This is a genomic window from Flavobacterium branchiophilum FL-15, assembly GCF_000253275.1.
GTDB lineage: Bacteria > Bacteroidota > Bacteroidia > Flavobacteriales > Flavobacteriaceae > Flavobacterium > Flavobacterium branchiophilum.
This window is the reverse complement of sequence record NC_016001.1, coordinates 3282323-3296327: the sequence shown is the minus strand read 5'-3', so window position 1 is coordinate 3296327 and position 14005 is coordinate 3282323. Positions and strand designations below refer to the sequence as shown.

Annotated in this window: 15 protein-coding genes; all 15 read right to left on the bottom strand. The window is 31.4% G+C overall.

The features are described 5' to 3' along the window. Window positions 1–150: 150 nt before the first annotated feature. Window positions 151–738 carry a hypothetical protein gene (locus tag FBFL15_RS14360; RefSeq protein ID WP_014085262.1) on the bottom strand — a complete coding sequence of 196 codons (588 nt, stop codon included), beginning with the start codon at window positions 736–738 and terminating at the stop codon, window positions 151–153. Then, complete coding sequence (locus FBFL15_RS14355; RefSeq protein ID WP_044032338.1) at window positions 716–1351, bottom strand: hypothetical protein; 636 nt, start codon at window positions 1349–1351, stop codon at window positions 716–718. Before FBFL15_RS14355 ends, FBFL15_RS14360 begins: the two co-directional genes overlap by 23 nt. Before the next feature lie 71 nt (window positions 1352–1422). Next, window positions 1423–1818: a type VI secretion system tube protein TssD gene (tssD, locus tag FBFL15_RS14350; protein ID WP_014085261.1), complete on the bottom strand. Its 396-nt coding sequence runs from the start codon at window positions 1816–1818 to the stop codon at window positions 1423–1425. Window positions 1819–2429: 611 nt separating this feature from the next. Then, on the bottom strand, window positions 2430–2942 hold the full coding sequence (locus FBFL15_RS15875; protein ID WP_158309107.1) for an integrase core domain-containing protein: 513 nt from the start codon (window positions 2940–2942) through the stop codon (window positions 2430–2432). Window positions 2943–2992: 50 nt separating this feature from the next. Continuing rightward, complete coding sequence (locus FBFL15_RS14335; protein WP_044032337.1) at window positions 2993–3328, bottom strand: IS3 family transposase; 336 nt, start codon at window positions 3326–3328, stop codon at window positions 2993–2995. 182 nt (window positions 3329–3510) lie between these two features. After that, complete coding sequence (locus FBFL15_RS14330; protein WP_014085259.1) at window positions 3511–3825, bottom strand: transposase; 315 nt, start codon at window positions 3823–3825, stop codon at window positions 3511–3513. A gap of 43 nt (window positions 3826–3868) precedes the next feature. After that, complete coding sequence (locus FBFL15_RS14325; RefSeq protein WP_148267931.1) at window positions 3869–4222, bottom strand: DUF7738 domain-containing protein; 354 nt, start codon at window positions 4220–4222, stop codon at window positions 3869–3871. Then, window positions 4212–4589 carry a hypothetical protein gene (locus FBFL15_RS14320; protein WP_044032336.1) on the bottom strand — a complete coding sequence of 126 codons (378 nt, stop codon included), beginning with the start codon at window positions 4587–4589 and terminating at the stop codon, window positions 4212–4214. The genes FBFL15_RS14325 and FBFL15_RS14320 overlap by 11 nt, the downstream gene beginning before the upstream one ends. 301 nt (window positions 4590–4890) lie before the next feature. Beyond that, complete coding sequence (locus FBFL15_RS14310) at window positions 4891–6111, bottom strand: hypothetical protein (protein ID WP_014085256.1); 1221 nt, start codon at window positions 6109–6111, stop codon at window positions 4891–4893. A gap of 179 nt (window positions 6112–6290) precedes the next feature. Beyond that, the gene (locus FBFL15_RS14305; protein WP_083839269.1) at window positions 6291–7985 is read right to left on the bottom strand and encodes a type VI secretion system Vgr family protein; all 1695 of its coding nucleotides are present in this window, start codon (window positions 7983–7985) and stop codon (window positions 6291–6293) included. Between the two features lie 339 nt (window positions 7986–8324). Further along, window positions 8325–8720, bottom strand: coding sequence for a type VI secretion system tube protein TssD (tssD, locus tag FBFL15_RS14300; RefSeq protein ID WP_014085255.1), 396 nt, complete (start codon window positions 8718–8720; stop codon window positions 8325–8327). A gap of 342 nt (window positions 8721–9062) precedes the next feature. After that, complete coding sequence (locus FBFL15_RS14295; RefSeq protein ID WP_014085254.1) at window positions 9063–9545, bottom strand: hypothetical protein; 483 nt, start codon at window positions 9543–9545, stop codon at window positions 9063–9065. Window positions 9546–9652: 107 nt separating this feature from the next. After that, complete coding sequence (locus FBFL15_RS14290) at window positions 9653–10408, bottom strand: DUF5457 domain-containing protein (RefSeq protein WP_148267930.1); 756 nt, start codon at window positions 10406–10408, stop codon at window positions 9653–9655. Between the two features lie 10 nt (window positions 10409–10418). Further along, complete coding sequence (tssR, locus tag FBFL15_RS14285; protein ID WP_014085253.1) at window positions 10419–12725, bottom strand: type VI secretion system protein TssR domain-containing protein; 2307 nt, start codon at window positions 12723–12725, stop codon at window positions 10419–10421. A 532-nt stretch (window positions 12726–13257) separates the two neighbouring features. Continuing rightward, complete coding sequence (locus tag FBFL15_RS14280) at window positions 13258–13977, bottom strand: hypothetical protein (RefSeq protein WP_014085252.1); 720 nt, start codon at window positions 13975–13977, stop codon at window positions 13258–13260. Window positions 13978–14005: the final 28 nt, after the last annotated feature.

Here is a 14005-nt window from a genome sequence, read left to right as displayed (position 1 = left end):
ATATTGGAATATTTTTATTGGAGTGTTTTTCATATTTTCAAATTCTATATTGTAAGTTGCAAACTATTTCAGGCTATACCATTTTATCAAATAATTATTTTACTAATTGATAATTTCTTATCCAAGTAGCTGTAAATTCTGTTTGAATAATTAGGAAACATATAAAATCTCTTTCTTTAAAATAACCCAATTATTATTTTTCTTTTCAAAAAGTAAAAGATACGTTCTTTCACATTTGCCAACTGACTCGGTAAGTACTAGAAAAGCTTTGTTTATATATATCTTGAAATTATTAATATCAATTCTTCCTGCGTATTTAATTTTTTTATTGACCTTACTCTTTTCAAAAAAAATAGAATATTTCCCTATTTTCTTCGGGAAATTTTTACTTAACGAAAATTCCGAATAACTCCCATTTTTTAATAAATCTTTAAATTCTGTTTTTATTTTTTTGTTTAAATTAAAATAGAAAAGTACATCTTGATTTATTTTTCCATTATATTTTATATCATTATTTAATTCAAGAGCTAAATTTGTATAAGAAGGAACTTTAATAATTGTATCGTTTGGCGATGGTGGTGGCAAAACAAAAGCTCCATACCTATATGCTACTGTATCTACTATTTTCAAAAAGTTATTTTCAATAAATTCACTATTATCTATTACCTTTTCGTCACAGGATAGAAATAGGCATAAAAGAATAAAAAGACTTATATTATTTTTTAAAACTCCAACCATTTTTTTGATATAAGGAATTAGCATTATCTTTATCTACAATCTCTCCAAAAGCTTCTCTTTCAAAACCCCATCCATATTCATAGACTCTATCCAATTTATTTTTTGACCTTCCATAATGAACAAACTCATGAAGTATCGTTGCAACTATCAAAAATGATGTCCCTTGTATTGTTTCATTTAATTTAGTCATTTCTAAACCTCTTACCCATTTTAGATTAACTTTTATATCAGTTGCACTATGTGGAGTTTCACCATACTTCGCTGTATTATCTTTAGCAATTATCAAAACGCCTTGTCCATATTTTAATTGTTCCAAAACTTCGGTAGGAGTATATCCCGAATAATGAGACAACCATTTGAATACATTATCATTATTGTAAACATAATTATATAATTGTTTTAGAATCTTAACGAATCTTGGATACTTTTCTCCATACTTTTCATCTTTTGGAAATATAATTGTTTCTGTACTCCTTCTATTTATCATTTCAGAAAGCACGTTTGCTCCTTCCCATTCTTCAGAAAAAGAATTATAAGATGGTGCTTTAATCCCCAACAAACTTGCATTCTTATTTTTACCCGAATACGATTTTAATATAGCAGATTTTAGCATAATTGAATGGTTTTAAAATCAAATAAAAAACAAAAAGCAGCACTAGTAACTGCTTTTTGTTTATAAAGAAACTATACTTTAGCCCAGTTGTTGTCTAAAGTAGCGTTACCTAAAGTAATTTTTTCTGCTGAGAAAGTAATTTCGGTAGTCATTGGCGTTTCTGCCAAGGCATCTAATACTTCGCTGAAAAACACGATAAATGCGTTTTCAAAAGCCAATTCTTTCATTACTTGTTCAGAATCTGCTTTGAAGTATTTAATTTTTCCTGAAACAGGTTTGTGTTGGCTGTTTACTGCTTGTTCAATAATAGTAGTATTGTCTGTTGACTTTACTTTTACATTAACTCTACCGCCTTTTACTTCAGAGGAAACAGCGCCTTTTCCGTCCACGTGGCGGGTCATATCTACTTTTGAGAATAATACTTGATACTCGTTTCCTTCGATTTCTAATAGTGCTTTGAATGCCATGATAATTTAATTTAAAATTGTTTATAAATAATTCGTTTTTTGAATACCTCCTTCACATTTGCTCACTAGAAAAACAAAAAAGAGGTACTCTAAATTGAATTTAGAATACCTCTTTTTTGTATTTGCATACTTTTTTTGATTAGCTTCTGTGAAGAAGAGGAGGATTCGCAATCAATTATGTGTCAAATATAGTAATTTATTTTGAACTACCAAATTTTAGAGGATATTTTTAAGGTAATGTTTTTTATGTAAAAAAGGTTTAAAATCTCCTCCTAAAACAATCTCTTTTTATATGATGGCGATATGTATTTTGATATTTCTATCCAATCAAAATGAACTTTATTTATATATAGCCCATTGGCATGATGATAATAATTTTTGTGGTCTTTAACTAAAAAAACTATTCCCTTAACATTATTTTTTTTGTCTTTGATAATTTTAAAATTAGTCAAGTCGCTTAATTTAAAAGTAATATTTTTTTCATCCTCTTCATTTTTTAATCTAAATCGTGGTCTAGCCCCCTATTAATCGGACTTTTTAATTTATGTTGTTGCAAATATACAAAAACTGTTTATATCTTTGCCATGCAAGGAACAAACGACCGGCGAGTTTTACACCGATGTTTGAAGAAATGTCTCAGCGCTGACCATTTCGTTTTTATTAAAATTTAGTTCATCCGCCAAAAAAGGCGGAATCACTAAATTTTGCAAGGAACTGCACTTCCAGCTCGTATTGCCCGATATTTGATGGTATGGGATGTTGAGTTTGAATTTGATTTTCCTTTTTTTTTCGTCTTCAAATTGGTCGATATACCCTTTATTCCAAGATTCTAAAAAAATATTTGGAGGCAAATCGCAAACTGATGAGTGCAATCTTGCGTTGTTATATTTTTCATAGAAAAGCACTAAAACCTGTTCCAATTCTTGGAGCGACCAAAAACGATATGGTTTTAGTTTTTTTGCTAATATAGCATGAAAACTCTCAATATGACCATTTTCTTGTGGCGTATATGGATGTGTAAATACTTGATTTATATGGTTTTCTTCAAAAAACTTCTGAATCATTTTTGCACAAAAACGGCTGTCATTATCATTCCTTACTTCAATGTGAATTTTCTTTTCCAAACAATTATTTGGTTGTAAATGATTAATTATAATGTCTTCCCATGCACTTTTTACATCTTCTTTTTTATTGAATAAGCCGTATATCGGTGCAAAAGTATTCGTGTAAAAGTGTCAATAGTAGTCAAAATATAGGCATGCATTTTAAACTCCTCTACCCATTCAAATTTGATGTCCATTTCTAAAACTTCAAAAGGTTGTTTTGGAAAAACTTTCCGATATTTCACATACATTTTACTGGGCTTCTCGTGTTTTTCTTTTAATAATTGTGCTTCTTTCATTAATCGGTACACTTTTTTGTGATTGATTTGATATCCTTTTAATTTCAAGGCTGTGGTCATTTTTCGATGTCCATAATCCGTATCAACATCCTGATGAATTAATTGCATTAAAGCAATAATATCTGGGTTTAATATACTCTTTTTTATACCATCTGAATCAATGTAAATACTTGACAGACTAGGCTTTAAGCCTTGCTTGGTGCTTTTTGGCTTATAATAATATTGACGCTTACTGATTTTAGCTATTTGTAATGAAACACTTAGTTTTAAGCCTTGAAAAACATAGCTATTTACGAGTTTCTTTTTTTCTCCAAGGCAAATTTCTTTTTTAGGAGTTCATCTTTTAGTTTGCCCTCCAATTCCTTCTCGATAATGATTTCTTTCAAAGTCTTGTTTTCCTTTTCGAGTTCTCGAATTCGCTTGAGTTGATCAGGTGTCATGCCGTGGGCAAAACCTTCGGTTCCCATAGTCTCAAACTTCTTTTTCCATGAATAATAACTCGCCGGAAATACACTGTATTTCTCTAATGTAGGCTTTACGCCTTGTTCAGAAGCTTCTTTTATAATTTTTAGCTTCTCTTCTGTGGTAAATGTTCGCTTTTCCATCGTGCAAAATTATAGTTTTTAATTTATAATTCAGTTCGATTATTTAAGGGGCTGAAACAGTATCATCATTAAATTCGTTTTTCTCCTTATCATAATACAATGTCGTTAAAGTATAATAATTATTATTAGAATGTTTATTTACACTTATCAACTTTTTATTCCACATCCAATCTTTAATGGTATATCCACCCAAAGAGTCTGTTACTATTCTATCAGGCTTGCCTGCAATTTTCACAAAATTATCTACAGGACCTGCTACCTCAAATTTTTGACCATTATAGTATATCAAGGAATCTTGAATACAAAAGCCTTGCTGATTAATTTCTTTGTTTTGACAACTTGCTAAATTGGTCATAATAATTAATGTTATTATAAGTTTTAAAAATTTATTTTCCATATCCCATTTCTTCTAGATGTTCTTGTTTTGTTTCTTCTATACTTTTGTATGTTACTCCTTTCTGGCTATTAACAAGCATTTCCTGTTTAGTATGTGTTTCTACATCACCCTCAATCATCTCTGTCAATTTCCCCATGACATTCATCATACTATCACCACCAACAAACATCGTGTTTAAAGCACCAACTGTTGTAGCTTTGTTCACGCCTGCGCTTTCAGAAATATTTAAAGCCGCTGAACTTGTTATGTTTTGCCCTGCGGTAATGCTAATATTAGCTCCTGCGGTTATGGTTATATCCTTCGGCGCCGTAACACTAATATTCCCTGCACCAGTTGTATGTTGCCCGTTGAAAAAGATTCCTATCATTAAGTATCAGCCTAACGATCCTGTTCCTAGAATTAAAATAATTAATTGTAGAAATAAAATAATAACACTCCAAAATATACAAATCCAACCATATTTATTATTCTTTTTTATTAAAAATCTAATCAATAATGAGCTTATCTGGATAATTAATATGGTAAAAGTAAAATATGGTAAAAGTATTGGTAAGGAAACAAAAAAAGGAGTTACATAATTACCATGATATATTATAACAATATTGATTACATATATCATAATTAACGTCAAATTTATAATCAAATTTATTTTCCAAAATTTACTCATTTTAATCAAAGGGATTTACATCTATTTTTTTTACATTTTCATATAATTCTTTTGCTTTTTTTGCTGCTTTATATCTTAATGTTTCTACTTTCGGTTTAGGATTTGGATCTATTCTTGCCGCAATCATATCCTCTGGCTTAGAAACCACATGAAGTAAAGCATCAATAAAAATTGCCGCAACCTCCTCAGAAACAGGCTTAAAATAATTACTTGCTTCAATTAAATCTGTAGGATTTCGTAAGGTTATATAAGGTTCTGCAAAATCTTCAAACTTTTCAGCACATTCGCTCTCTAATTCACTTTTTGTATAAATGATATTATTACCTGAAACTTTTGCTCCCAACATAGCTAAAAAGTAAAAAGTTCGTTTATTCCACTTTTTATCAAAGTAATCCTTTAAAGCCTCATGTATAGTTTTAAAATTATCAGTAGCATCAACTATATCATTAGGTTTATTATCATTCATTCCTACAACATAAGCTGCTACATCTCCTTCCAAATTAACCATTGCACCGTAACTATGACCACCAACTGGAAAAATGGTCTTAGCTCTAATTGTAGAATTTTTAATTCTTTGTCTAGATAAATTAGCTGTACCACCTCCTAAATCTCCAATCCAAGTATTTAATTCTAACCCTGTTCCTCCTTGTCCTGGTTGAGTTATATTTTTTGCAACACTACTTCTTCGAGAATCTAAACCTATTATTAAATGCCCAAAATCTACTGCTTTATATGAGTTTTCAAAAACTTCAGGGGTTGCAAAGAGCGATTCAAATAACTTTGCTTTACAATTCTCTGAACATTTCAATACTTTTCTAGCATCTGCTTTTACGCTACTACCTGTGTATATATTAAAAAATTTATTTCTTATACTACTCTTTTCTGTACTGTAATCCAAACTCCATTCTGTTCCATAGTATACCCCTCTAATTATACTAATTCTATCTCCCATATCACTGTACTCATTTTGAATTAGCATTTCTTCTGCCTGTTTAACTAGTTCTATTAATGTTTTAAAATTTGTTGCCTTTTTTGATACTTTACATGTACATAATTTATCATCTTCTTCTGACGGATCTTTCGACTCTCCATAAGTTTGTTCTTTTACAGCAGTAAAATTATTTTTTTCATTAGATGATATACGAATGACTTTTGCATACTCTTCATTTTTTCCACCTGTCCACTCTATGTAATCACCTCCAATATAAGATTCTTTACTCATAATTTAAAACTGTTTAGATTTTTCAGCAGAGTTATGTTGAATTTCTTCTTGAGAATGAAAATTATTACTTTTTTCACTATGAATTGTAGATGCTCCATTTACAATCCTTTGTCTATCCTTCTCAATTCTACTTTCTTTATTCCCCATAATATACTCCACCATTTTCCCCATTACATTGGTTATATAATAGTTCCTACAGTGAGTGTTTTAAGCACTCCAACGCTTTCTGTTTTGTTTACACCAGCACTTTCAGAAATATTAATTCCTGCTGAGGTATTTATGTTTTGCCCTGCGGTAATACTTATGTTTGCCCCTGCGGTTATGGTTATATCATTCGGTGCAGTCACACTAATATTCCCCTTCCCATCCATAAACCAAGTGTTCCCGCTTGGGTCTTTAACTAAAATACTATTATCGAGTTCATTAAAAGTTATGGTGCTACCGCCACGGGTAAAAATACTTTTCAAATGATTTTGACTTTGTCCGCCAGCTCCCGTTGTGCCATTAAACAAACTCCCCATTACAAACGGACGGTTTGGGTCGTTGTAACGAAAGCCGAGCATGACGTGGTCGCCTACTTCGGGAATGAAAACCATACCTCGGTTTTTAGAAACCTCGCCACTGGTTCCGGCATCTGGTGTCATGACCCGAAGCCAAGGCGTGCGGAGGTTTTTGGTTTGTTGCCATAGCATTTTCACACGGATTCTGCCTTGGTTTTTTGGGTCGGCATTGTCAATAACTTTGGCTTGTTGGGTTTCGGCTTTTGGAAAAGCTATTTGTGGCTCGGGCAGTTTTTTGATAAAAGCGGGTAGGGCTTTAAAACTGTTTTCATATTCGCCAATATCAGTGGCTTTGTGGGTAATTTCGGTAATAATGTAAGTGCCAATACCTTCGGTTTTGTAATGCACTTGGTTTTGGTTGAGTCCTTTGGCTAATGCCTCGGCTGGTGATAGAGCTTGAGTAGATTCTATTTCTACAATTGTACCTATTCGTAAATGGTTGTTACTACTGGTTGCCGTAATGTAATTGGCATCTGCCATAGCGGCTTCTTGGCGTTTTTTGAGTAGGGTTTCAAGAAAAGCTTCATCTCCTGTAGGAATGCGCCCATATTCAAAAGATGGAGTAGAGTAGAGTCTTTCGCTGGCATCAAAGGCTTGGTTGCCTAGCATGGGCAGTCCTTCAACTTTATCTTGGGTTTGGGCTTTGTAAAGTTTGTTGTAGGTTTCATTATAAGTAAATCCACTAAACTGGCTGGCAGTGGCTTGAACCGATATATTGAGGTTGTATAAATCTTTGTTATAGGTAAGTTTAACACGCTTTCCTTCTTTTTTGGGTTTGCCAAAAAACAGTTTTTCGCCATCATAAAACAGCCATTCGTTGTAGGTTTTGGCTAGTCGTTGGATGTACTGAAAATCGGTTTCGGCATATTGGGTTTGGTAGTCAATTTTGTGTGTAAATTCGGGTTGAATGTCGTTTTGGAGTTGTTCGTCGGCACCTTGTTTGATGACCTCTCTAATCATATCCTGCAAAGTGGTATCTTCCCAAGAGTGCAGTTTTTGTCCCGATTCGAGCAAGATAGTTTTGGAATAGCCTGTTAGTACTATTTGGTTTCCCACATGACCTAACTCTTGTGTGTATTGAATATTGGTGATAATTCCCAGGAAATCGTTGTGTTTTTCTAACTGAATATGCACTACTTTTCCGAGCCAATTTTGGGCATTTTGCATGGTAAAAGCTCGTGGCGATTCAACAACCGAATGGGGAACCGCAATTTTGAAACGATGGTGGTGGTTGATGGTTTGATGCAATTCGATAGAAGTAAAATGGCTTATCTCTTTTCTATCAATTCCGAAGATTATTTTTTCCTGTATCATGGTTGTTAAAAATAAACGTTTAAAAAAATGTTTCTGTAAAAAAATTAAACCATTAAGAAATTAAGTTTCATTAAGTGTAACAAATTTTAATTAATGAATTTTGAAATTTTAAAAATCTGGTTATACCAAATATATTTATAAAATAGTCCAAAGATGCGTAGTTATTTTTTAGAAAAAATTTTCAAAAAAAATCGTTGCATAGCTGGGCTACGGAACTATTTTTTTGACTCATTTTAGCAAAAAAGAACAAGTAGTTTGGACTATTTTGTAGGTATATTTGGTATCAAATAAAAAAAACAAAAAGCAGCACTAGTAACTGCTTTTTGTTTATGAAAAACATTATACTTTAGCCCAGTTGTTGTCTAAAGTTGCGTTGCCTAAAGTGATTTTTTCTGCCGAGAAAGTAATTTCGGTTGTCATTGGCGTTTCTGCCAAAGCGTCTAACACTTCGCTGAAAAATACAATAAAAGCGTTTTCAAAAGAAAGTTCTTTCATTACTTGCTCCGAATCGGCTTTGAAATATTTGATTTTTCCCGAAACAGGTTTGTGCTGGCTGTTTACCGCTTGTTCAATAATAGTAGTGTTGTCTGTCGATTTTACTCTTACATTAACTCTACCGCCTTTTACTTCAGACGAAACGCAACCTTTTCCGTCCACATGACGGGCCATATCCACTTTTGAAAATAACACTTGGTACTCGTTTCCTTCGATTTCTAATAATGCTTTGAATGCCATAATAATTTAATTAAAATTGTTTATAAAATGTTAGATCATAGAATACCTCTTATTTGATTTTAACTAGTTATATGCAAAAAAGAGGTACCCTAATTGAATTTAGAATACCTCTTCTTGTACTAATGTACTTTTTTTTGATTGGTTTCAAAAGAAAATGAAGATTCACAAATCAATTACACAACAAATGTAATTAATTAATTGAAATATAAAAAAAAATTAACATAAATTTTTTATAAAAAATAACAAAAGTAAACCAATCAATAAAATAGACAGCTGAAGCAGTATGAAATACACCTGATTGTGGATGGTTCTGCTTATAACTTGAATCCACCAAGCAATGTACTACAATGAAGATATGTAAACTTCGATTTTCGTACCATCATATCTATATGTTCCGTCATCATCTCTTGCCCCTAAACAACTTAAATTAGATGGTACTAGCCATGTTGTCCCTAATGAATGCCCATTAACAGATCTAATTTCGGTTCCGTTTCCTGTGCTTATAGCTGAATGAAAAAATTTTCTGTCAATTAACCTATAAAAACCTATTGCCTTCCCTCTGTCTAAAAAAGGGGTTCCATCCCATTTTTTTCCTCCTAGATAATTAAATTTATCCAGCCACTCTTGCCCTTTATTTTGTACCAACTCATTAGGACTTATATGAGAACCTAACATATATAATGTGTATGCTACCACATCATGACATATTCCAGAATTATACCTTGAAATATTTTCCCCGCCTGTAAGAAGTTTATAACCTATATCGCTTCGAGCAACACTGCTCTTTTGTGCTTCTAAAGCTCCTAATGGATTGATTACTGACATATTTATTTGTTTTATTTGTTTTATTTGTTTTATTTGCTAATTTACGGTTTTAATTAGCCTCTCTGAAGAAGTAGATTCACAATCAATTCTATATCAAATTTAATAATTTATTTTTCAACTGCCAAATTTTTTATAAAAAATAACAAAAGTAAACCAATCAATAAAATAGACAGCTGAAGCAGTATGAAATACACCTGATTGTGGATGGTTTTTATTTGATTATGGATAGCATTTGTAGATTTTGAATGATTTTCATTAATTTTTACAATCTGTTTTTGTAAGGTATCTATGGTTTTATTGAGATAAACAATATTTTGCTGCTGGTTTTTAAACAAATATTTTACTTCTTTGTCTGATAATGCTTTTTTCTTTCCAATAAAACCCGATTTTGGTTTGGCAACTGTTAGTTCCATGTTGTTTACAGTTTTTTCTACCGATAATTCAAAACTCGTGTTGAGCTTGTTTATTAAAAATAAGATAAAAAAGGTGTATGAAATAAGCAATGTAGGGGCTATATAATGCACAAATATCTCGGCAATTTTAGTTTTTTTCAAACTATAACTATTGGTATAAAATATAGAATCGGCTTCTTTTCTTATCGTTTCTCGTTCATTTTTTAGGCGTTCTTCTAGTTCTAGGGCTTCATATTTATCTAAAGTATAATAGCCTAAATTTTCATTCAATTTTTTATGATGCACGAGCCAGTTTAGTACTTCTTCTATTTGAAATTCAGACACGCTTGGGTCTTTGAATTTCCAAAACACTTCGTTTTTAGATAGTTTGCACGGCTTTTCTTTGCTTTCAAAATAAAACAGTTCGAGTATAGTTTCGTGCAATGGCTTGGGTTGTATTTCTTTTTTCATGTTTTGCAAATTATAATAAAAGGTGTTTTGGAACATAGTAATATTTTACATCAGCATCTTCATTAAACAATTCGAAAGCGTCTTCTAGTTGCATTTTTTCTAATATTTCTAATTTTGAATTCAATTCAACAAATAAAGATTTAAAATTATCGGGGTTTTCCTTCATTTTTTTTACTTCTTTTATCTTTGTTTCGTGCAACTTCAAGCTGTTTACAAAAACCCCCGTTTTATTAAAAAACAAATCAGCCAAAGTGTTTGCATATTTTACATTTGTAGTAGCTTTTCTGTTTTTTACAAAAACTTTTACCCTGTCTTTAAAGCTTTCCATCATTTCTTTATTGGTTGTTTCAAGGGCATAATCTTTGACAACCAATTCCCGATAATTTTCTATTAATGCTTTTATTTCCTCTTTATTCATCAATAAACAAAGTTTGGTTTCAAAAATAGGTTTTATACTATCTGTTGTTTTATAAAGATAAATTTCGTTTTTATAATTTTTTGGAATCTCTTTGGAAATGCTATCATTTATGCTCGCATTTTTGATCAATTGATTCAATTTATAGGTAGGCACACTTCTCAAAAAGCTAAATTCAATTCTATATTCTCGTAATGATTTTAGGTGCAAATTATTGGTTTTTATGGTTTTGACCAATATAGAATCAATAGCAATATTAACCGATTTTGGATTGATTTGGTTATCCAATTTTGGAAAAACAATGCCGCCGTTGAAGTTGCTTTTTGTTGGTGCATCAAATATATAGGAATTGTCAAATTCGTCAGAAAAAGCTAATTCGTCATTGTCTATCAACAATTTTTGATCTACATAATAATTTTGAATGACCTTCTTGTTTTGACTGCTTGCTGCATTCAAATAGGCTTTGTTTTGTAAGATAAAATTCTGATTTTCATCTGTATTTTTGTTTTCTAAAACTACAAATAACAATTTTGAAGAGTTGGTTGCCAATTGGTTTACATCGTTTGGCAAAACCGAATTTATGGAATTATTGGAACCTACCACTATCAAAAAATTGTTTTCAAAACTGCCTTTTTCAGTTAGAAATTGATGGATAAGATTGGGGGATTCCAATCGGTTTTCGGGTTTTATTTCGTGTGGACTTTTGATGCTTTTTTCAATCAAATCAAACCATTTTGAAAACGATTTTGATTTTAACAAATAATAACTCGTTCTGTCTTTTGCTAAAAAAGAATAGGTAAAAATATAGTTTGCAAATGGTTCTTTTTCAATAGAAATTTTAAGATTTTGAATAGAAGCTAACAGTTTTTTGAGTTCTTGTTTGTTTGACGCATCATTATCAAAAATATAAAACAGATTGATGGTTTTGCTTTGCTCTTCAATTCGTGCAATGGTACTCATCAAAATATCATCGCCTTTGAGATTGGTGATTTTATTTTTGTCGTGATTCCAAACCGTTATAGGAAGTGTAATTTTGTTTTCTTTTTGAAAATCAATCGTTGTACTGGTTTGATTTTCGTTGATAAACAAGGTGTTTTTGTACAAATCATTTCCAACAAATGTTTCGTTTTTTGAACTGATTTTCAAAGAATCATTGGCTTCTAGTTTCAAAACAATATTGTCTTCTAGCGGCAAAATATAATCCAAAGGAATCCAACCTCGTTTTTGATTGAGGGTGTCTTTTGCAACTAGATTATCAAAATTAGAAACAAAAGCCGATTTGTGGGTCGTATTTATTTTATAAACATACACAAAATCATTTAGTTTTATTTTACTTTTAGAAGCAGTTTCAAGATTTGGATTTGATTTTAAAATGACTTCATTTTTGGCAACAGTTTTATCACTATCAAATAATTTTTCCAATTTATTTGATGCTACAAGATATTTTACAAATTTTAGATTCACCTGATTTTCAAATGGTTGATTGAACTCAAGAACGTTCTCTTTTTTTATCCAGCCTAAGTATTTCACTTCTTTGGTGTTTGCAAAATGGTATTTTTTACTTTTTATATACGACAAAATGCCTTTGGGTTTGCCCAATAATTTTTCGTCGGCAACCACCACTTCGTAGAAATTTTCGTTTTCATCGATAACATACATCGCTTTTCCAATGCCAATTTTACGCATCGTTTTTGAGCTATATGGTTCTTGATAAGTGTCGTTGTTTTCTCTATCAGAAAAAACGGTTTTGGGAGTTTTCTTTTGTTTTTCTTTTGGCTTTTGCTCGTTATAAGTGTTTACGGCTTTTTCTTTTAAGATACCCGTTCCGTTTTTTATTTGTGAAAAAGCCGAAACAGAAAGGAGCAGCATAAGGAATAGGGGTTTGTATGGGAGGTTTGTCATGTTCTTATTTGTGAAAATTATTTTATTATGTTAAAGAGTATATTACATATTCGTAAAAGTTATTTTCCGATAGGGAAAAGTTAATTTCCTATTCGTAAAAGTTAATTTCCGATTGGGAAAAGTTGTTTTCCTATTCGTAAAAGTTAATTTCCGATAGGAAAAAGTTATTTTACTATTCGTAAAAGTTAATTTCCGATAGGGAAAAGTTAATTTCCTATTTGTAAAAGTTAATTTCCTATTCGTAAAAGTTGTTTACCGATAGGTAATTGTTATCTAATTATTTGAAAATGTGTTTCATTTATTATGCAAAGTTAAAAGATATATCAATGTCATTTAGTTAAGCATTCATTCGAATCTATCATATTTATCAAAGTTTAAACCTTTGATAAAGAAAAAGTGCCATTATTGCTATATTACGAATACTAAACGACATTAAATGCTGTATTAAATTGTTATTTGTACGCCTGCAAAAATTGTTTTTGGTAGTCTAAAAAGCAAACGCTAATTGACGTTTGCTTTTTACTACTTATTATTAATTTATGTTTCTGAATTTTAATTTTACGAATGCTTTATAGTAGGGCAATCCTGCTTCGCCTAATGATTTTAGATAAGCTTTTACTTCTTGCATGAGTTTGAAAACGTTGTTTTGGTTGTAATACAAAACATTGTTTCGGCTTGTACGAGCGGTAATTAGTGCATTGCCAGCTGCGTTGACCAAACTGCTTGCGGTTACTAATTCTTGATGATAAGCTTGTAGTGAGGCTATTTGAATTTCGGTTTCGTTTGGCACATATTCTGGGTGCGATGCCAGTTGATTGATATAGGTGTCTAGGTTTGCAATTCGACTATCATAGCTCATTTGAGCGGTGGAAATGGCATGGGTTTCGGTGGTTTCTGGGTTTATTTTTTTTGGGTTTTTATCGCCTCTAATTTTTTTTACTTGGTTGGTAACGTTTTCTTTATCGGTTGAAGAAACGCTTAGGGATTTGAAATAATTGAGTGATTTAGTGGTTTTTTTGCTCAAGGATACAATACTCATTTCACGAAGTGCCACCGCATTTTTATAGATTGGTTTTTTTTCGTTTAAAACGGCTATTGTTCCATTAAGCTCTGTTTTAATAGGGTTTAAATTAGACAATAAAATAGCTGAGTTTGAGGGATTATAAAGTGATCCCATTTCTTCTAAAATTAAAATTCCCGCTGCTAAGTTGGCAACGTTTTTGTTGTGCCCTAGTTCTGATACTGATGCCATAATGATTGAGTTTAAAGTTTTAAAGTGT

What these genes read in the sequence shown, in the direction of transcription:
- tssD (WP_014085255.1), bottom strand. Translation starts at nt 8,720, where the DNA reads ATGGCATTCAAAGCATTATTAGAAATCGAAGGAAACGAGTACCAAGTG.
- FBFL15_RS14280 (WP_014085252.1), bottom strand. Translation starts at nt 13,977, where the DNA reads ATGGCATCAGTATCAGAACTAGGGCACAACAAAAACGTTGCCAACTTA.
- FBFL15_RS14320 (WP_044032336.1), bottom strand. Translation starts at nt 4,589, where the DNA reads ATGATAGGAATCTTTTTCAACGGGCAACATACAACTGGTGCAGGGAAT.
- tssR (WP_014085253.1), bottom strand. Translation starts at nt 12,725, where the DNA reads ATGACAAACCTCCCATACAAACCCCTATTCCTTATGCTGCTCCTTTCT.
- FBFL15_RS14325 (WP_148267931.1), bottom strand. Translation starts at nt 4,222, where the DNA reads ATGGAAAATAAATTTTTAAAACTTATAATAACATTAATTATTATGACC.
- FBFL15_RS14360 (WP_014085262.1), bottom strand. Translation starts at nt 738, where the DNA reads ATGGTTGGAGTTTTAAAAAATAATATAAGTCTTTTTATTCTTTTATGC.
- FBFL15_RS14335 (WP_044032337.1), bottom strand. Translation starts at nt 3,328, where the DNA reads ATGCAATTAATTCATCAGGATGTTGATACGGATTATGGACATCGAAAA.
- FBFL15_RS14290 (WP_148267930.1), bottom strand. Translation starts at nt 10,408, where the DNA reads ATGAAAAAAGAAATACAACCCAAGCCATTGCACGAAACTATACTCGAA.
- FBFL15_RS14330 (WP_014085259.1), bottom strand. Translation starts at nt 3,825, where the DNA reads ATGGAAAAGCGAACATTTACCACAGAAGAGAAGCTAAAAATTATAAAA.
- tssD (WP_014085261.1), bottom strand. Translation starts at nt 1,818, where the DNA reads ATGGCATTCAAAGCACTATTAGAAATCGAAGGAAACGAGTATCAAGTA.
- FBFL15_RS14295 (WP_014085254.1), bottom strand. Translation starts at nt 9,545, where the DNA reads ATGTCAGTAATCAATCCATTAGGAGCTTTAGAAGCACAAAAGAGCAGT.
- FBFL15_RS14305 (WP_083839269.1), bottom strand. Translation starts at nt 7,985, where the DNA reads ATGATACAGGAAAAAATAATCTTCGGAATTGATAGAAAAGAGATAAGC.
- FBFL15_RS14310 (WP_014085256.1), bottom strand. Translation starts at nt 6,111, where the DNA reads ATGAGTAAAGAATCTTATATTGGAGGTGATTACATAGAGTGGACAGGT.
- FBFL15_RS14355 (WP_044032338.1), bottom strand. Translation starts at nt 1,351, where the DNA reads ATGCTAAAATCTGCTATATTAAAATCGTATTCGGGTAAAAATAAGAAT.